General features: G+C 74.1%; 16 protein-coding genes and 1 pseudogene. 12 read left to right on the top strand and 5 right to left on the bottom strand.

What is annotated here, in order from left to right; all coding sequences use genetic code 11:
* Positions 1-173 precede the first annotated feature (173 nt).
* Both ACFCY1_RS02280 and malQ read right to left on the bottom strand, forming a co-directional pair.
* Positions 174-401 carry a hypothetical protein gene (locus ACFCY1_RS02280; protein WP_030238515.1) on the bottom strand — a complete coding sequence of 76 codons (228 nt, stop codon included), beginning with the start codon at positions 399-401 and terminating at the stop codon, positions 174-176.
* Between the two features lie 9 nt (positions 402-410).
* Positions 411-2,594, bottom strand: a complete 2,184-nt coding sequence (gene malQ / locus ACFCY1_RS02275) for a 4-alpha-glucanotransferase (RefSeq protein WP_375873228.1) — start codon at positions 2,592-2,594, stop codon at positions 411-413.
* Positions 2,595-3,138: 544 nt separating this feature from the next.
* Between malQ and ACFCY1_RS02270 the strand changes: the two genes are divergently transcribed.
* Positions 3,139-7,050, top strand: a complete 3,912-nt coding sequence (locus tag ACFCY1_RS02270; protein ID WP_375873308.1) for a beta-N-acetylglucosaminidase domain-containing protein — start codon at positions 3,139-3,141, stop codon at positions 7,048-7,050.
* 284 nt (positions 7,051-7,334) lie between these two features.
* Here ACFCY1_RS02270 and ACFCY1_RS02265 read toward each other — a convergent pair.
* Positions 7,335-7,844, bottom strand: a pseudogene (locus ACFCY1_RS02265) (HNH endonuclease); the annotation flags it as partial.
* A gap of 494 nt (positions 7,845-8,338) precedes the next feature.
* Between ACFCY1_RS02265 and ACFCY1_RS02260 the strand changes: the two are divergent.
* The 9 genes from ACFCY1_RS02260 to ACFCY1_RS02220 all read left to right on the top strand — a co-directional run bounded on the left by ACFCY1_RS02260 (position 8,339) and on the right by ACFCY1_RS02220 (position 19,218).
* Positions 8,339-9,508 (top strand): mechanosensitive ion channel family protein, encoded by a 1,170-nt coding sequence (locus tag ACFCY1_RS02260; RefSeq protein WP_079272781.1) that lies wholly within the window; start codon positions 8,339-8,341, stop codon positions 9,506-9,508.
* Between the two features lie 246 nt (positions 9,509-9,754).
* Entirely contained in the window at positions 9,755-10,945 is a 1,191-nt protein-coding gene (locus ACFCY1_RS02255) for an ROK family transcriptional regulator (RefSeq protein WP_049651468.1), read from the top strand.
* Between the two features lie 138 nt (positions 10,946-11,083).
* On the top strand, positions 11,084-12,439 hold the full coding sequence (locus tag ACFCY1_RS02250) for an ABC transporter substrate-binding protein (protein WP_117489907.1): 1,356 nt from the start codon (positions 11,084-11,086) through the stop codon (positions 12,437-12,439).
* Between the two features lie 26 nt (positions 12,440-12,465).
* Positions 12,466-13,479 (top strand): carbohydrate ABC transporter permease, encoded by a 1,014-nt coding sequence (locus tag ACFCY1_RS02245; RefSeq protein ID WP_117489905.1) that lies wholly within the window; start codon positions 12,466-12,468, stop codon positions 13,477-13,479.
* Between the two features lie 20 nt (positions 13,480-13,499).
* The gene (locus ACFCY1_RS02240; RefSeq protein ID WP_049651466.1) at positions 13,500-14,408 is read left to right on the top strand and encodes a carbohydrate ABC transporter permease; all 909 of its coding nucleotides are present in this window, start codon (positions 13,500-13,502) and stop codon (positions 14,406-14,408) included.
* A complete protein-coding gene (locus ACFCY1_RS02235; protein WP_375873227.1) occupies positions 14,408-15,697 on the top strand; it encodes a 6-phospho-beta-glucosidase in 1,290 nt (429 codons plus the stop codon). The genes ACFCY1_RS02240 and ACFCY1_RS02235 overlap by 1 nt, the downstream gene beginning before the upstream one ends.
* A 172-nt stretch (positions 15,698-15,869) precedes the next feature.
* Positions 15,870-16,889 (top strand): N-acetylglucosamine kinase, encoded by a 1,020-nt coding sequence (locus ACFCY1_RS02230; RefSeq protein ID WP_375873226.1) that lies wholly within the window; start codon positions 15,870-15,872, stop codon positions 16,887-16,889.
* Positions 16,890-17,057: 168 nt separating this feature from the next.
* The gene (locus ACFCY1_RS02225; protein WP_375873225.1) at positions 17,058-17,759 is read left to right on the top strand and encodes a hypothetical protein; all 702 of its coding nucleotides are present in this window, start codon (positions 17,058-17,060) and stop codon (positions 17,757-17,759) included.
* A 358-nt stretch (positions 17,760-18,117) separates the two neighbouring features.
* Entirely contained in the window at positions 18,118-19,218 is a 1,101-nt protein-coding gene (locus ACFCY1_RS02220) for a hypothetical protein (RefSeq protein ID WP_375873224.1), read from the top strand.
* A gap of 133 nt (positions 19,219-19,351) precedes the next feature.
* Here ACFCY1_RS02220 and ACFCY1_RS02215 read toward each other — a convergent pair whose 3' ends face one another.
* Positions 19,352-20,014, bottom strand: coding sequence for a response regulator transcription factor (locus tag ACFCY1_RS02215; RefSeq protein ID WP_049653795.1), 663 nt, complete (start codon positions 20,012-20,014; stop codon positions 19,352-19,354).
* A complete protein-coding gene (locus tag ACFCY1_RS02210) occupies positions 20,011-21,249 on the bottom strand; it encodes a sensor histidine kinase (RefSeq protein WP_375873223.1) in 1,239 nt (412 codons plus the stop codon). The genes ACFCY1_RS02215 and ACFCY1_RS02210 overlap by 4 nt, the downstream gene beginning before the upstream one ends.
* Before the next feature lie 134 nt (positions 21,250-21,383).
* Here ACFCY1_RS02210 and ACFCY1_RS02205 point away from each other — a divergent pair, with 134 nt between their 5' ends.
* Positions 21,384-22,295 carry an ABC transporter ATP-binding protein gene (locus ACFCY1_RS02205; protein WP_375873222.1) on the top strand — a complete coding sequence of 304 codons (912 nt, stop codon included), beginning with the start codon at positions 21,384-21,386 and terminating at the stop codon, positions 22,293-22,295.
* A complete protein-coding gene (locus ACFCY1_RS02200; RefSeq protein WP_375873221.1) occupies positions 22,292-23,182 on the top strand; it encodes an ABC transporter permease in 891 nt (296 codons plus the stop codon). Before ACFCY1_RS02205 ends, ACFCY1_RS02200 begins: the two co-directional genes overlap by 4 nt.
* Positions 23,183-23,234: the final 52 nt, after the last annotated feature.

The raw sequence follows: 23,234 nt of genomic DNA, 5'->3' as shown, positions 1-23,234 counted from the left end.
GCGAAGGGGCGCCGGACGGGATCGTCCGGCGCCCCTTCGGGGTCTTGCGGGCCTTGCGGGTGGTGCGGGCTCTGCAGGTCGTACGGGACCTGGGGGCCCTGCGGGTCGTGCGAGTCCTGGGGGTCGTGCGAGCCCTGCGGGTCGTGCGAGTCTTGGGGACGTCTGCGCGGGTGTTACTTCTTCTTGCCCTTGCCGTAGGGCAGGCCCGCCAGACCGGCGATCACCGCGAAGGCGACCAGCGGGAGAAACACGTACAGGCCGAGGGTCTGGCCCACACTCAGGCCGGAACCGGGGTCATCACCGTCGTCCCTGGTGAAGGCCATGGCGGGCGACGACAGCAGCATCATCAGCGTGACCGTTGCGGAGACCGCGCCGGCTCGCAAAGCGTTCCTCTTGTCCACGTTTCCAACTTACCCGCCGCTTACGGGGGCGCGCTCGTCGGGGTCGGTCGGGCGGGACGGGAGGACGTGCCTCGGGGCCGACCCGGCGGAACCGCGCGGGGCCAGGAGCCGGGCGAGCAGGCCTGCGGCGGGGGCGGTGGCCAGCCGTTCGAGGGTGACCGGGTCGCCGGAGCCGTCCGCGACCGGCAGGCGCCAGTTCGGGTACTGGTCCCAGGTGCCGGGCAGGTTCTGCGGGCGCGGGTCCCCGACCAGGTCCGGCAGCCAGACCCCGACCAGCTCCGCCGGGGTGGCCCGCAGGAAGCGGTACAGCACCGGCATCGTCAGCGGCTCGCCCTCGGCCAGCAGCCCGAGCCGGCCCAGCTCGGCCCGCCAGTCCGCCAGCTCCGCCGCCGCCTGCCCCTGCTCCTCCCCCAGCGGCCGGGCCAGCAGGCCCAGCCGGTGCCGCAGCTCGACGTGCTCGCCGGAGAGCCGGGCCGCGGTACTGGGCAGGTCGTGGGTGGTGAGGGTGGCCAGGCAGCCGGACCGCCAGCGGTCCGGGCCGAGGATCGCGCCGTCGCCCCGCCAGTCCCGCTCGAACCAGAGCACGGACGTGCCGAGCACCCCGCGCGCCGCCAGCTCCTCCCGCACCCCCGGCTCCACCGTGCCGAGGTCCTCGCCGATCACCGCCGTCCCGGCCCGGTGCGCCTCCAGCGCCAGCACGCCGAGCATCGCCTCGGCGTCGTATCGCACGTACGCGCCCTCGGTCGGCGGGTGCCCCTGCGGCACCCACCAGAGCCGGAACAGGCCCATCACGTGGTCGATCCGCAGGGCCCCCGCGTGCCGGGCGGTGGCCCGCAGCAGCTCCGCGTACGGGGCGTAGCCGGCCTCGGCGAGCGCGTCCGGGCGCCAGGGCGGCAGGCCCCAGTCCTGGCCGTGGGCGTTGAAGGCGTCCGGCGGGGCGCCGATCGAGATGCCGCCGGCCAGTACGTCCCGCAGCGCCCAGGCGTCCGCGCCGTCCGGGTGGACGCCGACGGCCAGGTCGTGGATCAGGCCGACCGGCATGCCGGCCTCGCGGGCCGCCCGCTGGGCGTGGGCGAGCTGCTGGTCGACCTGCCAGGCGAGCCAGCGGTGGAACTCGACCCGCTCCTCCAGCTCCTTGGCGGCGTGCTCGACCTGTGGGCCGTCCGGGTGACGCAGCCCCTTCGGCCAGTGGTGCCAGTCGGCGCCGTGCTCCTCGGCCAGGGCGTTCCACAGCGCGTGCCGGTACAGCCACTCGCCCTCACGGAGCCGGTACGCGTCGTACTCGGCCTGCCGCCCGGGGCCGCGCGGCACCTCGTGCAGCAGCTCCAGGGCCTCGCGCTTGAGCTGCCAGACGGCGTCCCGGTCGATCAGGGCGTCGTGGACCAGCACCTCGTCGCGCAGCCGGGCGGCCCGCCGGGTCAGCTCCTCGGCCTGCTCGCGCCCGGCGCCGGTCAGGTAGGCGTACTCGGGGACGGCCTCGATCCGCAGGTGCACCGGGTCGGCGAAGCGGCGCGAGGACGGGCGGTACGGGGACGGGTCGGAGGGGGCGCCGGGCAGGGCCTGGTGCAACGGGTTGATCTGCACGAAGCCCGCGCCGAGGCCGGCCCCCGCCCACCGGGCCAGCTCGACGAGGTCCCCGAGGTCGCCCATGCCCCAGGAGCGCTCGGAGAGCACGGAGTACAGCTGGGCGAGGAACCCCCAGCTGCGGCCCGGGAGTTGCGGCAGCCGCTCCGGGGCGACCACCAGTGCGGCCCGCGCGGCCCTCGTGCCGGTTTCCGCCGTGAGCACGTGGCGCCCCAGCGGCAGGTCCCCCGGCACCCAGTGCGAGTGCCCCCGGGGCAGCTCCCAACTCCCGCCGTCCTCCAGCTCCACCCGCAACCGGGCGTCCGCCGGCACGTCCAGCGCCGTCCGCCGCCCCTGCCGGACCACCACGCACGGCGGCAGCAACCGGGCCCGCTGCCCGGCCCGGTGACGCTCCAGCGCCTCCCCCACCTCCTGCGGCGACCCGGCCGCCACCCCCATCGCCCCCAGCACCGCCACCAGCGTCCGCGCCCCCACCGCCTGCCCGCCCGGCCCCGGATACCGGACGTCCACCCCGTACGCCCGCGCCAGCGCCACCAGTTCGGCGGGCGGCGGCGGGGCATCCTGCGCCGGTACCTGCTCGGCTCCGTCACTGTCGTGGTAAGCGGCCACTCGCGGCTCCTGCGATGTCTCGGCAACGCCCGTTCAGGACAGCCACAGTCCTACCCGCGTGACACCACGATCACCCAGCGCGACACGACGCCGGCGGCGGACCCTCGGGGGTGGGGCGGGTCGGCAGGACTTCAGGGTGTCGGTGTGGAAGGTGTCGGCGTTCGTCGTGGTCGTGTCGCCGCCCTCCTTGTCCATAGGTGAGGACCTCGCCGTCCTTCAGCCGCTCCGGGCCTGGAGCTGGGCCGCGGTGGCAGGCGACGGGGGGTCAGCGCGGGGGCCGACCATACAGGCTGGGGACGGCCGCCGCCCGGGATGTGCCGTGAAGCCCGGTGCCCGCGGGCGTTTCCGGGCTGGTCCGACATGCAATGAAACGCCGCAAAACGGTCATAGCAGTCGGCGGCGTTGACACCGGATCGGCCAGCTGGTGGGGTTGCGGACGATGTGGTCGTGGCCTGGCGAGGAGGCTCCTGTGCAAGCCCGAGTGTCCGTAGCGGCCGGGCGGCGGCTCAGGTCGCAACTGGAGCAGAGTCCGGCGTTGCGGGAGGTGCTGCAGCACCCCGCGGCGGAGGCGGCGCGGCGGGCCACGGCGCGGACGTGCCGTCAGGTGGCGCCGCGGACGGCGGACCGGCTGATCGCCGATCTCAAGGGCACCGAGCCGCTGTTGGCGTCGGTGCGCGAGGAACGCGCGGAACGGTCCGGGTGGGCTGCCGGGCGGCCGGGGCGGCGGGCGATGCAGATCGCGGCCGGGGTCGCGGCCGCGGCGGTGGTCGGCGGGCTGCTGGCCGGTTCGCTGCCGTCGGCGGCGTACGCGGCGGCCACGGCCGCCTCGACGGCCTCGGACGTGGTGAGCACCGCGCCGCAGACGCCGCTGGGCAGCGTGACCGACCCGAAGGTGTTCCCGAAGCCGCAGCAGCAGACCGTGGCGGGCAAGCCCGTCGCGGTGCCGTCCGCCGTCACGCTGGTGAGCGCGCCCAAGGCGGACATCGGTGCGGTGCGGGCCGTCCAGGAGGTGCTGGAGGTCGCCGGGGCGGGCGAGGTGACGCCGCGTCCGGACGGCGGGACGCCGACCGCCGGGACGCTGGTGGTGTACGTCGGCGGGCCCGCCGAGGGCGCCGGCGGCGAGGTGGACCGGGTGCTGCGGCAGCTGTCCGCCGCCGCGGGCGGCAAGGACGGCGCCGGGCCGACGACCGCGGGGATGCCGGCCGGCGGGTACGTGCTGTCGGCCGGTCAGCTGCCCGCCCAGGGCGGCGGGACGTACGGCGCCGTGGTGCTGGCCGGCGTGGACGCCACCGGCACCTTCTACGCCGCGCAGAGCCTGCGTCAGCTGCTCGCCGCCGTACCGGCCGGGCAGGGGCAGGCGCCGGGTGCGGCCGGGCTCGGCCTGCCCGGGATCACGCTGCGGGACTGGCCGACCGGCGCCCCGGTGCGCGGCGTCACGGAGGGCTTCTACGGCACCCCGTGGACCGCGCAGCAGCGGCTGGAGCAGGTCGACTTCCTGGGCCGCTCCAAGCAGAACTTCTACCTCTACGCGCCCGGTGACGACCCGTACCGGCTCTCCCGCTGGCGCACCGCCTACCCCGCGGCCCAGGCCGAGGAGCTGCGCGAACTGGGCTTCCGGGCACGGCAGAACCACGTCGCGCTCGGCTACGCGATCGACCCGGGGCAGTCCCTCTGCTTCAGCTCCGGCAAGGACGTGGACGCGCTGGTGAACAAGCTGGACGGGCTGCGCAAGCTCGGCTTCACCGCCTTCCAGCTGCAGTTCCTGGACGTCAGCTACGACGAGTGGCACTGCGGCGACGACCGCGACGAGTACGGCACCGGACCCGCCGCGGCCGCCAAGGCCCAGGCCGAGCTGGTGAAGAAGGTGCAGGACCGGCTGATCGCGAAGAACCCGGGCCTGGCGCCGCTGTCCGTCGTCCCCACCGAGTACCACCAGCAGGGCTCCACCCCGTACCGCAAGGCGCTGGCGGCGGCCCTGCCGGAGGGCGTGCAGGTGGCCTGGAGCGGGGTCGGGGTGATCCCGGAGAAGATCACCGGCGCCCAGGCCTCGGACACCGCCGGGCTGTACGGGCACCCGCTGCTCACCATGGACAACTACCCGGTCAACGACGCCACCCCGGACCGGCTCTTCCTCGGCGCCTACACCGGGCGCGACCCGGAGGTGGCCACCCGCTCGGCGGCGCTGCTGACCGGCGCGATGCAGCAGCCGGTGGCCTCCCGGATCGCCGTGTCGACGGCCGGCGACTTCGCCTGGAACCCGGCCGGCTACAAGCCGGACGAGTCCTGGCAGGCCGCCGTGCGCTCGCTGGCCGGGCCGACCGGCGCGGCCCCGACGCCCGTCGGGACGGCGCTGTCCGCCGTCACCGCACTGGCCGGGAACAGCACCTCCTCCCCGCTGTCCAAGCAGGAGTCCGGCTACCTGGCACCGCTGCTGGACCGGTTCTGGGCGGCCGCCGAGCCGACCTCCGGCGCCGCCCCCGACCTCGCCCGGCTGATCGAGGCCGCCGCCCCGCTGCGGGACGCCTTCGCCACCATGGCCACCGCCCAGCAGACCCTGGCCGGCACCCCGGCCACCACCCAGCTGGCCGGCGAGGCCGCGCCCTGGCTGGGCCCGCTGCGCGACTACGGGCTGGCCGGGCAGTCCGCCCTCGACATGCTGCTGGCGCAGCACGGCGGCGACGGCGCGGCGGCCTGGAAGGCCCGGGTCGAGCTCAACCGGCTGCGCGAGCAGCTGGACCGGGCCCCGGCCACCGTCGGCGCCGGGGTGCTCGGCCCGTTCCTGGACCGTGCCGTGCGCGCCGCCGACAACTGGTCGGGCGTGGGTGGCGGCGCCGCCACCCCGACCACCACCCTGGGCACCGCCCAGGACCACCTGCCCGCGCTGATGACCGACGGCGTGGCCGACACCTTCTACTGGAGCTCCGCTCCCCCGCAGCCCGGCGACGCCGTCGGCCTGGACCTCGGCGCGGGCCGCCCGGTCAGCGGCGTGACCGTGCTGATGGGCGGCTGGGGCAACGGCCCGGACGCCCGGACCGCCGCCGACGACTACATCCGCGACGGCGTGCTGGAGTACTCCACCGGCGAGGGCGGCTGGAAGCAGCTCGCCACCGTCAAGAACCAGAAGACGGTCAGCGCCCAGCTCCCGCCGGGCACCGTGGTCCGGGCGGTGCGGCTGCGGGCCACCGCCGCGCAGAAGACCGCCGTCGCGGTGCGCGAGTTCACCGTCACCGCCCCGGACGATTCCCCGGCCAGCGTCAGCGGCGGCCCCGACGCGGTGCCCGGCTCCTCCGCCGCCGCCGTGCTGGACGGCAACCCAGACACCGCGTACCGGGCCGCCAAGGCACCGACCGCGATGGACGAGCCGCTCACCGTCGAGCTCGGCGCGGCCCGCCCGCTGGACCGGCTCACCGTGCTGACCGACCCGTCCGTGCGCGCCACCGCCACCCTCGCGGTGCGCCGGGCCGACGGCACCTGGGCCGACATCGGCACCGTGCAGCCCGGCTACAACGAGCTGTCGGCCGGCGGCCAGCCCGCCGACGCGTTCCGGCTGACCTGGAAGCCCGGCGGCGACCCTCCGGTGGTCAACCAGGTGATCCCCTGGTACGCGGACGCCCCGGCGGCCCGGCTCAGCCTCTCCGACCCGGCCCTGGACGTGGTCACCGGCGCCTCCGCGCCCGTGACCACCCGGGCCACAGTGGAGGCCGGCCGCCCCGAGGGCACCACCGGCGAGCTGCGCACCGAGGTGCCGGCCGCCGCCAAGGGCCTGACCGTTGCCCCGGCCGGCCCGGTGACCGTGCCGCGCGGCGGCCGGGTGGGCGTGCCGCTGCTGGTCAGCGCCACCGCGGAGACGCCGTCCGGGACGTACCGGGTGCCGGTGCAGTTCGTGGCCGGCGGCACCACCGTCCGGCAGGTGCTCCAGGTGCACGTGGTGCCGCCCACCGGCGGCCCGGACCTGGCGCTCGGCGCCAAGGCCGCCTCCTCGGGCGACGAGACGGCGAACTTCCCGGCCTCGGCGGTCACCGACGGCGACCCGAAGACCCGCTGGTCCTCCCCGGCCAAGGACGACGCCTGGGTGCGGCTGGAACTGCCGCAGGCGACCAGGCTGGGCTCGGCGGTGCTGCACTGGCAGGCCGCGTACGCCGCCTCGTACAAGATCCAGGTCTCGGCGGACGGGAACACCTGGACCGACGCCGCGACGGTGGACAACGGCAAGGGCGGCGACGAGACGGTGCGCTTCGACGCGCCCAACGTCCGGTACCTCCGGGTGCAGGGCGTGGCACGGGCGACCAAGTACGGCTACTCGCTGTGGGGCGTCGAGCTGTACGCGGTGACCCCGCCGGCCGCACCGCAGCCCCCGGCCGGCCAGGGCGGCGGCCAGACCGGCCAGCCCGGCGGCGCGCCCGGGACGCCGGCGACACCTCCGGCGGCGGCGGGCGGGACCGCGCCCAAGCCGTAGCCGTGGCCGTAGCCGTGGTGGCCGTTGCCGGGCCCGGTCACGGGTGGGCGGAAACGCGGCGGGCCGCCGGCCCCCGGTGCGGGGGGCTCGGCGGCCCATGAGGCGCGTACCGACGGTGTGACGGGCGGGCCCTTGTGGAGCTGTGGTCAGGCGGAGAGCGGTTCGGGCTGCTCACCGCGGCGGACGGGGGCGGGGTGGCCCGAGTGGGCCCGGCCGAGCGGGACCGGGTGGACCGGCTGCTCGGTGCGGTCGTGGTGCTCGTACTCGCCCCACTGCGGGGCGCGCAGCTGGTCCGCGCCGCCGTAGGGCTCCAGGTAGGGCCGCCACCGCGGGTCCTTGATCCCGGTGCCGATGATGCGCCAGGCCAGGCCGCTGGGCGGCGCGGGTGGTCGTTTCATCCGCCAGCCGAGCTCGGTGAGGTGGCGGTCGGCCTTGGTGTGGTTGCAGCGGCGGCAGGCCGCCACCACGTTGTCCCACCGGTGCTGGCCACCGCGGCTGCGCGGGATGACGTGGTCGACGCTGGTGGCGGCGGCCCCGCAGTAGACGCAGCGGCCGTGGTCGCGGGCGAACAGCGCCCGGCGGGTGAGCGGGACGGGCCCGCAGAACGGGACCCGGACGAAGCGGGTCAGACGGACGACGGACGGCGCCGGAAGGGCGCTGGTGGCGCTGTGCAGAGTGACTTCCGAGTCCTCCAGGCTGACCGCCTTGTGGTTGAGGACCAGGATGAGTGCGCGGCGCATCGATACGACGCCGAGTGGCTCGTAGGACGCGTTGAGGACCAGGACATGCGGCACGGATGCCTCCTTGGACGCCTGCGGCGCGTGGCTCGCGCCGGGACGAGCGGTTGGATCGCGCCACTCGTGCGCGATCTCCCCCAGTGTCGCCTTACGCCTTTGTACGGCGCCACCACTCCTGTGTAACGGACCTGACGCGAACTCCGGGTGTGGTCTCTGTCATAGCCGGTATGCCCGGGGGAAGGTCGGGTTGCACCCGGGTGGCGGTGCGACGGGTCCCGGTGACTCCGGCGGGTCGCCCGCCGGGGGCACGGTTCGGCCGTCCGGAGCAGCGCCCCTCCTGCCCCGGACGGCCCCGGAGCCCCGGTTCGGGGGGAGCGTACGGGGGCGTTGACGGGGCGTTCGACACGCTCCGTACGCCCTTGGGTACGCCCGTGCGGGGTTCCGGCGTGTCCGGGCGGGCCCGCGGTGGCGGATAGGCTGACGCCCACGGTCCGCGGGCCGCTTGCCGGCGGTGCGGGCCCACCACGCACCCCAGCCAGGAAGGTCCGCACGTGTTCAGCTCCGGTGCCACCGGTCCGTCCGACGCGTCCTCGACGCTCGCCACCCCGACCCCGGCCCCCAGCCCCACCGCGCAGCTGCCCGAGCTCGACCTGCGGATCCCGACCAGCGCGCAGGAGGTCTCGGACACCACCCGGCAGGCCGCCAGCTGGTTCGACACCCACTGGCAGGGCTGGGTGGCCTCCGGGCTGCGGATCGTCTTCATCATCGTGCTCGCGCTGGTGCTCCGGGCCGTCGTGCGCAAGCTCATCACCCAGCTGATAGGACGGATGGCGCGCACCTCCGAGCACCAGGAGGAGAGCCGGCTGGGCGGGCTGCTGGCCAACACCGGGGTGGTGAACACCGAACGGCGCCAGCAGCGCTCGGAGGCGATCGGCTCGGTGCTGCGCAGCGTCGCCTCCTTCAGCATCCTGGGCACGGCGGCGCTGATGGTGCTCTCCGCGCTGGGCGTGAACCTGGCGCCGCTGCTGGCGAGCGCCGGTGTGGCCGGTGTGGCGATCGGTTTCGGCGCCCGGAACCTCGTCACCGACTTCCTCTCCGGGGTCTTCATGATCATGGAGGACCAGTACGGCGTCGGCGACGAGATCGACACCGGGGTCGCCACCGGCACGGTGCTGGAGGTCGGCCTGCGGGTCACCAAGCTGCGCGGCGGGAACGGCGAGATCTGGTACATCCGCAACGGCGAGGTGAAGCGGATCGCCAACATGAGCCAGGGCTGGGCGACCGCCTCGGTGGACGTCCAGGTCGGCTACAAGGAGGACCTGATCCGGGTCGAGGACCTGATCCTGGCGACGGCCGAGGAGATGGCCAAGGAGGCCCCGTACGACGAGCTGATCTGGGCTCCGGTGTCGATCCTGGGCGTGGAGTCGGTCGCCTCGGACTCGGTGGTGCTGCGGGTCGAGGCCAGGACCGCCCCGGGCAAGGCGGCCTCCGTCTCCCGGGCGCTGCGCCAGCGGCTGAAGGCGGCCTTCGACGGGGCCGGGATCAAGGTCAAGGAGGAGGTCGCCGCGGTGACGGCCGGGGCGACCGGCGTGGTGATCGCCCCCTCCCCGGTCCCGGCCGCCGAACAGGCCGCACCCGCCGACCGGGTGGCCGAGCCCGTTCCGGCCCAGGCCCCGGTCCCGGCGGCGGCCCGGGCGGCGGACGACGCGTCGAAGCCGTAGCGGTTCGGCCGCACGGACACGGACGAAGCCCCGCTCCCACCACGGTGGGGGCGGGGCTTCGTGGTGTCGGGTAACGCTTCGGCATCCTCCGCTCCGCCCACCATTGACACCCCTACGACAGGGCGCTTACGGTCCTTCCCTAGCGACTGGAAAGTTTCCTAACAGTTCGTCCGAAACCCGCCCGCTCCCCACGCCGGGGACACCCGCGGGACGTCGACGACCAGCCGGAAGAGGAGGATGCCGGGCATGACCAAGAGCACCGCCAAGGCCCCCCTCGCCGGCACCCCCAGTCTGCTGCGCGCCATCAACGACCGCGCCGCCCTCGAACTGCTGCTGGAGAACGGGCCGCTCTCCCGTACCCAGATCGGCACCCTCACCGGGCTGTCCAAGCCCACCGCCTCCCAGCTGCTGGCCCGGCTGGAGGCGGCCGGGCTGGTCCTGCCGGTCGGTACCACGGCGGGCGGGCCCGGCCCCAACGCCCGGCTGTACCAGGTGAATCCGGCCGCCGGGTACGTCGCCGGACTGGATGTCACCAACAGCGGTATCGAGGTCGCCGTCGCCGACATCACCGGCACCACGCTGGCCGGGCACACCGTGCCGACCAAGGGCGTGCCGGCGGCCGCGACCGTGCCCACCGTCGCCGCCGCGGTGGCCGAGGCGGTCCGGGCCGCCGGTCTGCCCGAGGGCGCCCTGCGCACCGTCGCGATCGGGGTCGGCGGCGCCCCCGACCCGGTCACCGGCAAGCTGCGCTACGCCTCCCACCTGCCGGGCTGGCACTCGCCGCGGCTGGTCGAGGAGCTGACCGAGGCGATCGGCGCGCCGGTGTCGATCGAGAACGACGTGAACCTGGCCGCCGTCGCCGAGCGCTCCTCGGGCGCCGCGGCCGGCTTCGAGGACTTCGTCCTGCTCTGGGCCGGGGCCGGGGTCGGCGCGGCGATCGTGATCGCCGGGCGGCTGCACCGCGGCTTCACCGGCGGCGCCGGGGAGGTCGGCTACATGCCGCTGCCCGACTCCCCGGTCGAGTGGGACGCCCGCCGCCGCAAGTTCGGCGGGTTCCAGGCGCTGGTCGGCGCGCCCGCCGTCCGGTCGCTGGCCCGTGAGCACGGGCTCGGCGCGGCCACCGCGCAGGAGTCCATCGCCAGGGCGCTGGCCACCCCCGGCGCCGGCGACGCCTTCCTCGCTGAGCTGGCCGGGCGGCTCGCCGTCGGGCTGGCGGTGATCGTCGCCGTCGTCGACCCCCAGCTGGTGGTCCTCTCCGGTGTGGTGCCGAGCGCGGGCGGCGAACGGCTGCGCGCGCTGGTCGAGGACGAACTGGCGCGGATCTCCATCGCCCGGCCGGAGGTCCGCAGCACCGCCCTGTCCGGCTCGCCGGTCCTGCTCGGCGCCCTGCAACGTGCCCTGTCCGACGCCCGCGAGGCGGTCTTCTCCACCCACTGACGTCCGCCCCCGATCAACTCGACGCACCCACTGACGCTCCCCCTGTCACCTCGCCACCTGCACCCACCTCTCCCCAACCCCCGAACGCGGGACCCGAGGCAACGAGGCCTGCCCGCGCACCCCCAGGAGGATCCCGAAGTGCACGCCACCACCTCCCGCAGAGGCCGCCGCACGATCGCCGCCGTCGCCGGCAGCGCCGTCCTGGCCCTGCTCGCCTCCGCCTGCACCGGTTCCAGCGACTCGGGCGGCTCCGACGACTCGGCCAGCGGCAAGGACGTCACCATCACCTTCTGGCACGGCTGGAGCCAGGAGAACGAGAAGAAGGCGATCAACGACAACATCGCCGCCTTCGAGAAGGCCCACCCCAACATCCACGTCAAGTCCGTGGACGGCCTCGAGGACGACAAGGTCAACCAGGCCCTGCGGGCGGGCGGCTCGGACGCGCCGGACGTGGTCTCCTCCTTCACCACCAACAACGTCGGCATGTTCTGCTCGACCAAGGCCTTCGTCGACCTCAAGCCGATGCTCCAGAAGAGCGGCATCGACCCGGCCAAGACCTTCCCGGCCGCGATGCTCAACTACACGCAGTTCCAGGGCAACCAGTGCTCGCTGCCGCTGCTCGGCGACGCGTACGGCCTGTACTACAACAAGAAGGCCTTCGCCGACGCCGGCATCGCCAACCCGCCGAAGACCTTCAGCGAGTTCGCCGAGGACGCCGCCAAGCTGACCGTCGCCGACGGCGACTCGTACAAGCAGCTCGGCTACATGCCGCTGTACCACGGCTACGAGTCCACCACCGAGCACTTCCTCGGCCAGTACGGCGCGACCTACTTCGGCGCCGACGGCAAGTCGAACATCGCCACCGACCCGAAGGTCGCCGCGATGTTCAAGTGGCAGAAGGGCCTGGTCGACCAGCTCGGCGGCTACGACAAGCTGGAGAAGTACCGCGCGACCTTCGGCGAGGAGTTCAGCGCCAAGAACCCCTTCCACACCGGCCAGGTCGCGATGGCCCTCGACGGCGAGTGGCGCACCGCCTCGCTCGCCAAGGACAAGCCCGACTTCGAGTGGGCCACCGCCGCCTTCCCCGTCCCGGACGACCAGGCCGACACCTACGGCCGCGGCTACCAGACCGGCACCATCATCGGCATCGCCAGCACCAGCAAGAAGCAGGCCGCCGCCTGGGAGTTCGTCAAGTACCTGACCACGGACACCGACGCGGTGGTGAACTTCTCCAACGCGATCCACAACGTGCCGAGCACCTTCGAGGCGCTGGACTCGCCGAAGCTGGTGAGCGACCGGAACTTCAAGACCTTCCTGGACGTCGCCAAGAACGCCCACTCCGGCACCACCCCGCCAGCCGTCAACGGCGGCAGCTACCTCATCACCCTGCAGAACCTCGGCTACGACTACGAGTCCGGCAAGCAGGGCGACCTCCAGGCGGGTCTGGCCGCCACGGCCAAGCAGATCGACACCGACATCGCCCAGGCCAAGTAGGCCGGGGAACGGTCCACGGAGCTCCCATGTCACTCGCGTTCGGCACCCGCAAGGGAAGCGACGAGGCCGACGCGGGACCGACCGGCCCGGCGGCGCCCTCCACGCAGCACCTGCTGCGCCGGAAGCGCCGCCGGGAGGCGGCCCGCACCCTCGCCTTCCTCTCCCCCTGGCTGATCGGGTTCAGCGTCTTCTTCGCCTACCCGCTCGTCTCCACCGCCTACTTCTCCTTCACCTCGTACAACGGCTTCGGCGCCCCGACCTTCAGCGGCCTGAAGAACTGGGACTACGTCTTCAACCACCTGCCGACCTTCTGGCAGGGCCTGCGCAACACCCTGTGGCTGGTCGTCGTGATGGTGACCCTGCGGGTCGTCTTCGGCCTGGGCATCGGGATGCTGATCACCAAGGTGAAGACCGGCGCCGGCTTCTTCCGCACCGCCTTCTACCTGCCGTACCTGGCCCCGCCGGTGGCCGCCACCGTCGCCTTCGCCTTCCTGTTCAACCCCGGCACCGGCCCGGTCAACCACCTGCTGGGCGAGCTCGGCCTGCCGCAGCCCGGCTGGTTCGCCTCCGCGGACTGGTCCAAGCCCGCGCTCACCCTGCTCGCCATGTGGGGCGTCGGCGACCTGATGGTCATCTTCATGGCCTCGCTGCTGGACGTCCCCCGGGAACAGTACGAGGCGGCCTCGCTGGACGGCGCCGGCCCGTTCCAGCGGTTCCGGTACGTCACCCTGCCGAACATCTCGCCGATCATCATGTTCGCGGTGGTCACCGGGGTGATCCAGACCATGCAGTACTACACCCAGGCGATCGTCGCCGGGAAGGTCGCCAGCGGCATCGCGGGCGGCTCCGGCCAGCCCTTCGAGCCCGGCTTCCCGAACGGCTCCACCTGGACCCTGCCGCAGATGGTCTACAAGCTCGGCTTCCAGAGCTTCAACTACGGCGCGGCCTGCGTCGTCGCCCTGGTGCTGTTCGCCATCTCGATGGCCGTCACCTCGATCCTGCTCCGCCGCCGGTCCGGCTTCATGGCGAGCGACGACTAGCGGCCCGTGAGGACCTGATCATGACTCTTGGCTCCACGCTCACGAGGGCCCCGGCCGCGGCCGGCCCCTCCCGCCCCGGCGGACCCGCCGCCCGGGCCGCCCGCCGCCGCGCGGCCCTCAACTGGGTGGCCGTGCACGCGCTGGCCATCGCCGCCGCGCTGTTCTTCCTGCTGCCCTTCGTGTTCGTCTTCCTCACCTCGGTGATGTCGGACCGGCAGGCGCTCACCACCGACTACTGGCCGACCAGCTGGAACTGGGGCAACTACGGCAAGGTCTGGGACACCCCCGGCTTCCTCACCTGGTGGCGTAACACCCTGCTGTACGCCGTGGCCGGCACCGTGCTGACCGTGGTCTCCAGCCTGCCGGTGGCCTACGCGCTCGCCAAGTTCCGCTTCCGCGGCCGCAACCTGGCGCTGATGGCGGTCATCGCGATGATGATGCTGCCGCCGCAGGTCACCGTCATCCCGATGTACCTGTTCTGGTCCAAGCAGATGGGCCTGAGCAGCTCGCTCTGGCCGCTGATCATCCCGATGGCCTTCGGCGACGCGTTCACCATCTTCCTGCTGCGCCAGTTCCTGATGACCATCCCCAGGGAGTACATCGAGGCCGCCCGGATCGACGGCTGCGGCGACCTGCGCACCCTGCTGCGGGTGGTCCTGCCGATGGCCAAGCCGGCCATCGCCGCGGTCGCGCTGTTCCAGTTCTTCTACTGCTGGAACGACTACTTCGGCCCGCAGATCTACGCCAGCAACAACCACGACTCCTGGACGCTCAGTTACGGGCTGGAGTCCTTCAAGGCCGCCCACCACACCAACTGGAACCTCACCATGGCCGCCACCATGATGGTGATGGCCCCGGTGATCGTCCTCTTCTTCTTCGCTCAGAAGGCCTTCATCGAAGGCGTGACACTGACAGGGGTCAAGGGCTGATGTCCGCACTGAAGTTGGCAATCGTCGGCGGGGGTTCGACGTACACTCCGGAGCTGATCGACGGCTTCGCCCGGCTGCGGGACACCCTGCCGGTCGGCGAGCTGGTGCTGATCGACCCGGCCGCCGAGCGGCTGGAGCTGATCGGCGGCCTGGCCCGGCGGATCTTCGCCCGGCAGGGCCACCCCGCGGTCGTCACGGTGACCACGGACCTGGCGGCGGGCGTCGCGGACGCCGACGCCGTGCTGCTCCAGCTGCGCGTCGGCGGGCAGGCGGCCCGCAACCAGGACGAGACCTGGCCGCTGGAGTGCGGCTGCGTCGGGCAGGAGACCACCGGCGCCGGCGGGCTCGCCAAGGCGCTGCGCACCGTCCCGGTGGTGCTGGACATCGCCGAGCAGGTGCGCCGGACCAACCCGGACGCCTGGATCGTGGACTTCACCAACCCGGTCGGCATCGTCACCCGGGCGCTGCAGACCGCCGGCCACAAGGCCGTCGGGCTGTGCAACGTCGCGATCGGCTTCCAGCGCAAGTTCGCCGGGCACCTGGGCGTGGACCCGGAGCTGGTCCGGCTCGACCACGTCGGGCTCAACCACCTGACCTGGGAGCGCGGGGTGACCCTGCTGGACGCCCCGGGCGCCACGACCGGGCGCGAGGTGCTCCCCGAGCTGCTCGCCTCGCACGGCAAGGAGATCGCCGAGGACCTGCACCTGCCGCAGGCCGTCATCGAGCGGCTCGGCGTCGTGCCGTCCTACTACCTGCGGTACTTCTACCAGCACGACGCCGTGGTGGCGGAGCTGAGGGAGCAGGGCTCGCGGGCCGCGCAGGTCGCCGAGATCGAGCGGCAGCTGCTGGAGCTGTACGCCGACCCGGCCCTGGACACCAAGCCCGAGCTGCTCGGCAAGCGCGGCGGCGCCTTCTACTCGGAGGCGGCCGTCCAGCTGATCGCCGCGCTGCTCGGCACCGGCGGCGGCACGTCCGTCCAGGTGGTGAACACCCGCAACGACGGCGTGCTGCCGTTCCTGCCCGACGACGCCGTCATCGAGGTGCCGGCCGAGGTGGACGCGCGGGGCGTGCGCCCGCTGCCGCAGCGGCCCGTCGAGCCGCTGTACGCCGGACTGGTCGCCGCCGTCACCGCGTACGAGCAGCTCGCCCTCGACGCCGCCCTGCGCGGCGGCCGCGACCGGGTCTTCGACGCCCTGCTCGCCCACCCGCTGGTCGGCCAGATCGAGCTCGCCGACCAGCTCACGGACCGCCTGCTCGCCCACAACCGCGAGCACCTCGCCTGGGCCTGACCCGGCCCGCTCCGCGCCGTCCGGCGACCGCCCCCGGTCGCCGGACGGGCACCGCGAGGAGACCGTCCACCCCCGGCCGGGGACCTTTCGGCCGGGCCACCCGGCCGGGACCACCGCCGGGCACCCGGCCGACGACCAACGGCCCGGGCCACGTACGAGCCGCGGGGACCTGATGACCCACCAGCCCGAACCACTCCTGCCCGGCGTCCTCGCCATCGACGCGGGGAACTCCAAGACCGACGTCGCCCTGATCGGCACCGACGGCAGCATCCTCGGCACCGCCCGCGGCGGCGGCTTCGAACCGCAGAAGATCGGCGGCGCGGCGGCCGTCGCCGGCCTCGCCCCGCTGGTCGAGCAGGCCGCCGCCGAGGCCGGCCACCCGTCCTGGAGCGGCGTGCTCACCGGCCACGTCAGCGCCTGCCTGGCCAACGCCGACCTGCCGGTCGAGGAGGAGGCGCTGCGGGTGGCGCTGGAGTCCCACCCCTGGGGCGTCGGCAACACCGTCGTCAACGACACCTTCGGCCTGCTACGGGCCGGCACCGACGGCCCGCGCGGGGTCGCGGTGGTCTGCGGCGCCGGGATCAACTGCGTCGGCCTGCTGCCGGACGGCCGCACCGCCCGCTTCCCCGCCCTCGGCGAGCTCACCGGCGACTGGGGCGGCGGCTCCGGACTCGCCGTCGCCAGCATGTGGCACGCCGTCCGCGCGGAGGACGGGCGCGGCGGGCCGACCGGGCTCGCCCGCGCCATCGCCGAGCACTTCGGCCTGCCCGGCGCCGGCGCCGTCGCCGAGGCCGTCCACCTCGGGCACCTGCCGCACGCGCGGCTGCACGAGATCGTCCGGGTACTGTTCGCCGTCGCGGACGAGGGCGACGAGGTGGCGCGGGGGCTGATCGACCGCCAGGCCGACGAGATCGTCCGGCTCGCGGTGGTGGCGCTCCGCCGCCTGGACCTGCTGGACACCCCGACCCCGGTGGTGCTGGGCGGCGGCGTGCTCGCCTCCCGGCATCCGCTGCTGCTGGACAACGTGACCGCCCGGCTCGCCGAGGCCGCGCCGCTGGCCGAGCCGCGCGTCGTCGTCGCCCCGCCGGTGCTGGGCGCGGCGCTGCTCGGCCTCGACCACCTGGCGGCGGGCGCGCGGGCGCAGGCCCGGGTGCGCGAGGCGTACGAGGCGGGCCGGCCGGTGGCCGCCTGACGGCCGCCACCTGCTCCCCTGCCGCCGCCTGACGGCCGCTCATCGGCTCCCCTCCCCCGCCGGATCCGCACATCCGGCGGGGGAGGGGCCCCGGCGGGAACCACGGGCCGGGCCCCGGTCGTGTTAAGCGGGTACCGCCAACCGCCGCCGCCCGGGGAGACTTGTGTCATGGCCACCCCCCGCATGCTCCTCGCCGCCGCCCTGCTGGCCTGCGGCGCCGCCGCCGCCCTCACCGGCTGCACGCCCGCCGACTCCGGCCCCACCGTGGCCGCCGCCTCCGCCGCCGCGCTGGCCGACGAGGGCGCGGACGACCTGCTGGACGAGGACGACGGCCTCTTCTACGAGGAGGAGGAGTACTACTCCGGCTCGGCCGAGCCGTCCGCCGCCTTCTCCTCCGCCTCGCCCGACTCGTCCGCTTCGCCCGACGTGCCCGCCCCGGTGGACTCGCCGGACGCGCCCGCGTCTCCCGACGAGCCCTCCGCCGAGCCCTCCGCGGAGTCTTCCGCCGGGCCCGGGTGCGCCGTTCCCACCGGCCGCCCCGGCCACGAGTTCCTCGTCGTCGTCTCCGCCGGACCGGCCGAACTCACCGCCCGGTCCGCCCGCTTCAGCTGCGGCTCCGCCCGCTACGAGCCCGTCGGCAGCCCCGTCCACTACGGCTTCGCGGGGGCGGGCGTGGCGGCGACCCTGGTCGACGTCACGCACGACGAACCGGCCAGGACCGTCCGCCTCGACGAGCTGATCGCCCACATCGACGACTGCCTGGCCGAGCGCGAACCGGCCGACCCGTACGGCTGCCACGGCAACGCCTACGACGTGGTGCTGGACTCGCACGGCCGGATCATGCGGATCGGCGAGGTCGAGGGCCCCTGAGTCGGCCTTCGGCGGCGACCTGACGGCGCATACGGTGTAGAAGCGCCTCTCAACTGTTGGCATTCGGCTGCGCTACGCGCATCAACCAACGTCCAGCTGCGGGCTTTTGACGTTCGCTACGTCCGCCCGGGCGTTCCTTGGGGCGGGTCTTACCCTTTGCGTGCTTGAAGCGGTTTCGGCGGCGGTGCTTTGCTTCCGGCGGTCGGCGGTGAACCGGTCCCCCATCCCACCCCGCTGGTCGTCCCTGACGGGCCGCCGGCAGGTCCGGCTCGCCGTCGTCGCGCTCCTCCCCCTTCGTCCCCCACCGTGCCGCCGCGCCGTACCCGGCCGCGGCCGGCACCAGAGAGGAACCCTCACGATGGGCATCTCCCCCACCTCCCGCCGGATGCGACTGCGGGCCCTGACCGGGCTCAGCGCCCTGGCGCTGGCCGCCGCCGGCTTCGCGGCCGCCCCGGCGGCCCAGGCCGCCCAGGACAACCGGCCGGCCGGCGAGTTCGCCGGACAGCCGCACCCCTACCGGCACGGCGCGCACCCGACCAAGGAGGCCGGCAACTCCGCGAAGGCCGCGGGCAACAACCTCAGCTACGGCGGCGGCGTCGACGGCATCGGCGTCACCACCGGCGCGCCGAAGGTCTACCTGGTCTTCTGGGGCTCCCAGTGGGGCACCCAGGGCACCAACTCCAGCGGCTACACCACCCTGACCGGCGACCCGAAGGGCGAGGCCGTCCGGGCGCAGCAGCTGTTCAAGGGCCTCGGCACCAACAGCGAGACCTGGTCCGGCGTCATGACCCAGTACTGCGAGGGCGTCGCCGCGGGCGCGACCAGCTGCCCGACCGGTTCGACGCACGTCGGCTACCCGACCGGCGGCGCGCTGGCCGGCGTCTGGGTCGACGGGTCCGCCGCCGCTCCGGGCCAGGCCAGCGGCAACCAGCTGGCCGCCGAGGCCGTCAAGGCGGCCGGGCACTTCGGCAACACCACCGCCGCCTCCAACCGCAACGTGCAGTACGTGGTGCTGTCGCCGACCGGCACCCACCCGGACGGCTTCAACACCCCGAACGGGGGCTTCTGCGCCTGGCACGACTGGAACGGCGACACCACCCTGAGCGGCGGCGCGGCCTCCTCCCCGTACGGCGACGTGGCGTTCACCAACGACCCGTACGTGACCGACATGGGCAGCTCCTGCGGCCAGAACTACGTCAACAGCGGCAGCGCGGGCACTCTGGACGGCGTGACCATCGTGTACGGCCACGAGTACTCGGAGACCATCACCGACCAGAACCCGGCGGGCGGCTGGACCGACTCGACCGGGTACGAGAACGCCGACAAGTGCTCCTGGAACGGGGTCGGCGGGGCGGGCGGCGCGCAGAACGTGGCGTTCGCGACGGGCTCGTTCGCCATGCAGGGCACCTGGTCGAACGGCGTGAGCGGCTGCCAGATCTCGCACGCGGTCGTCCACTGACGACCGGGTGAGGTGAGCGCCGGAGTGGGCCGTGCGGGCCCGCTCCGGCGCTCTCGCGTGACGCGCTCTGCATGCTTTTCGCGCGTTACGCGCCTTACGCGCCTTACGCGCCTTGCCCGCTTTACACGCGCTTCTACGCGCTGACCAGCCCGAACTCGTAGGCCTGGATGACCAGGTGGACCCGGTCGCGGGCGTCGAGCTTGGTGAACAGCCGGGCGACGTGGGCCTTGGCGGTGGCCACGCTGATGGTGAGCTCCGCGGCGATCTCGGCGTTGGACAGGCCCCGGCCGACCAGGGTGAGAACCTCCCGCTCGCGCTCGGTGACGGCCTCGGCGACCGGCCTGCGGGGCCTGGCCGCGGCGTCGGCGTCCGGGCGGGCGGCGAACTCGCCGATCAGCCGGCGGGTGATGCCGGGGGCCAGCAGGGCGTCCCCGGCGGCGACCACCCGGACGCCGTCCAGGATGGTCTCCAGGGCGAGGTCCTTGACCAGGAACCCGCTCGCCCCGGCCCGCAGCGCGCCGTAGACGTAGTCGTCGTCGTCGAAGGTGGTGAGGACGAGGACGTGGGTGGGCAGGTCCGGGTCGGCGGTGATCCGGCGGGTGGCCTCGATGCCGTCCATGCCGGGCATCCGGATGTCCATCACGGCGACGTCGGGGCGCAGCCGGGCGACCAGTTCGACGGCCTCGGCGCCGTTGCCGGCCTCGCCGACCACCTCCAGGTCGGGGGCGTCGGCGATCAGCACGCGCAGGCCGGTGCGGATGAGCGGCTGGTCGTCGACCAGGACGACACGGATCACGGTCCCACCTCCACGGGGGTCTCGACGGCGGTCCCGACACCGGGCTCGCCGGGGGTCTGCACGGCCGGGGCCTCGGGGAGCGGCAGCCGCGCGGCGACCCGGAAGCCGCCCTCGGGGCGCGGGCCGGCCGCGAACTCGCCGTCCAGCAGGGCGACCCGCTCGCGCATGCCGGCCAGCCCGTAGCCGGTACCGGGGGTGCCGGTCGCCGCGCCCGCGCCCAGGTCGACGACGGTGACGTCGAGTTCCCGCGGCCCGTACCCGACGGTGACGTGGCAGTCCCGGGTGCCGGAGTGCTTGACCACGTTGGTGACCGCCTCCTGGACGATCCGGTAGGCGGCGAGGTCCACCTCGGACGGCAGGGGACGGGCTTCGCCGCGGCGGGTGAGCGCCACCCGCACCCCGGCGCCCGCCGCCTTCTCCACCAGCCGGTCCAACTCACCCAGTCCGGGCATCACTTCGAGCGGCGCCGGCTCCCCCTCGCCCTGCCGCAGCGCGCCGAGCATCCGGCGCAGCCCGGCCAGGGTCTCCCGGCTGGTGGCCTCGATCGCCTCCAGGGCGGCCCGGGTCTCGGCGGGCTGGGTGTCCATGACCCGGCTGCCCATGCCGGCCTGGATCGCGATGATGCCGATGTTGTGGGCCACCATGTCGTGCAACTCGCGGGCGATGCGCAGCCGTTCGGCGGTGATGGCCTGCTCGGAGGCCCGGCCGCGCAGCGCCTCGGTGTGGGCCCGGCCCTGGTGCACGGTGTTGCCGATCAGCCAGGCGATCAGCACGGTGGCCGCGAAGCCCCCGTAGGCGAGCGGGTTGACGGGGTAGTCGTTGACGGCGCCCCAGAGCAGCAGCCCGGCGAGGGTGGCGAGCGGCAGCGCCAGGGCGGTGAGCGAGACCCGGCGGGAGCGGGTGGCCGCGCAGTAGCCGACCACCGCGTCGGCGATCAGGAACTGGAGCGGCGCCGCCTCCGGGACGCCCCACATCCCGAGCGCGAACATCCCGCCCCCGAGCGCCACCACGATGGCGAGCAGCGGCAGCCGGACCAGCAGCGTCGCGACCAAGGTGGTGACCACCGCGGTGACCACCATCGGCATGTCCTCGGGATTGCCGTGGTAGTTCAGCAGGTGGTGCAGCTCGTTCTCGCGCGTGAAGAAGCGGAACGCGACCAGGGCCGTCCACAGCGCCCCCACCCACACGCCCGCGGGCAGGCGCCTGAGCAGCGGCGGACGGGGTTCGGTGATCATGACGCGATGGTAGCGGCGGCCCGGACGGCGGCACATTGGCCCGGGGGCGTAATCCCCGGGGCCAGTGCGGCCGCCCGCGGTTGTGGCCCGCGGCCCGATGCCCGGGCGGGGGCCCGACCGGCAGCGTTGTCCCCGTGATCGAGATCGAGCGACTGACCAAGCGGTACGGCGCCACCACGGCCGTCGACCAGTTGACCTTCACCGTCCGGCCCGGCACCGTGACCGGCTTCCTCGGCCCCAACGGGGCGGGCAAGTCCACCACGCTGCGGATGATCCTGGGCCTCGACACCCCCACCGGGGGGAGTGCCACCGTGGCCGGGGTGCCCTTCGCGAACCGGCCGCGCGGCCTGCGGCACGTCGGCGCCCTGCTGGACGCGGGCGACGTGCACGGCGGGCGCAGCGCCCGGGCCCACCTGTCGGCCCTGGCCCGGAGCAACCGCATCCCGCTCCGGCGGGTGGACGAGGTGCTGGCCGAGGTCGGGCTCGGCAAGGCCGCCGGGCGCCGGATCGGCGGCTACTCGCTGGGCATGAAGCAGCGGCTCGGCATCGCCGGCGCGCTGCTCGGCGACCCGCCGGTGCTGCTCTTCGACGAGCCGCTCAACGGGCTGGACCCGGAGGGCGTGCTCTGGGTGCGCGGGCTGTTCCGCCGGCTCGCCGCCGAGGGGCGCACCGTCTTCGTCTCCAGCCACATGATGGCCGAGATGGAGCACACCGCCGACCACCTGGTGGTGATCGGGCGCGGCCGACTGATCGCGGACGAGAGCCTCGCCGAGTTCTCGGCCCGCAACGCGGTCTCCTCGGTGGCCGTCCGAGGACCCGAACTCGCCTCGCTGGCCGGGGTCCTGCGCGCGGAGGGGGCCGAAGTACGGCTGACGGAGCCGGGGTTCGGGACCGTCACCGGGATGCCGGCCGAACGGATCGGCGAACTCGCGCTGCGGCACGGCGTGGTGCTGCATGAACTGGCCGCCCGGACGTCGTCGTTGGAGTCGGCGTTCATGTCCCTGACCGCCGACAGCGTCGAGTACCTGGCAGGAGAAGCCCGATGAGCAGCATGGCCCTTGGTTCCACCGGTTCCACTGGTTCCACCGGTTCCGGCGGTTCCGGCGGTTCCGGCGCCGAGCCGGCCCCCCGGTTCCTCGACCTGCTCGCCGCCGAGTGGATCAAACTGCGCTCGCTGCGCTCCACCTACTGGGTGCTGGCGCTGGCCTCGCTGGTGGCGATCGCGGTCAACGTGAACGCCGTCCACACCGACCTGACGTACATCGACCACCCGCCCGCGCCGATGCCCGGGCGCTCCCCGTACACCTACGACCCGCTGTTCCACGGCCTCGGCAGCATCGCGAGCGACCTGATGGCGGTCGCGGCCGGCAGCCTCGGGGCGATCACCGTCTTCGGCGAGTACACCACCGGCCTGATCCGCACCACCTTCGCCGCCGTCCCGGACCGGCGCGGCGTGATCGCGGCCAAGGTGCTGCTGATCGGCGGGATCACCGCGCTCGCCGGGCTCGTCGTCTCGGCGGTCTCCTTCCTCACCATCAACGCGATGCTGGCCTCCCGGCACGTCGGGCTCTCCGTCACCGACGAGGGCTGCCTGCGGGCCGTGCTCGCCTACGCGGCGATCGTGCCGGTCTGCGCGCTGATCGGGATGGCGCTGGGCGCGCTGCTGCGGCACGCCACCGCCTCGATCGTGTCGCTGGTGATGCTGATGTTCATCCTGCCGATGATGTTCGGCGGGGACCGCTACCGGTGGCTGAAGGAGATCGGCACCCACCTGCCGCTGGCCACCGTGCAGCGGCTCACCATCACACCGAACTCCAGGACCACGATGGGGAAGTACGCGCCGAGCGTGCTGGACTCGTGGATCACCATGGGGGTGTGGGGCGCGGTGGCGGTGGCGGTGACGGTGGTCGTGGTGCGGCGGCGGGACGTGTGAGGTATCGGGGCGCCCCGGGCCTCGGGTCGCCCCAGGTCTCGGGGCATCCCAG

Source organism: Kitasatospora sp. NPDC056273, from assembly GCF_042268845.1.
Classification (GTDB): domain Bacteria; phylum Actinomycetota; class Actinomycetes; order Streptomycetales; family Streptomycetaceae; genus Kitasatospora.
This window is presented reverse-complemented; position numbering and strand designations above follow the sequence as displayed.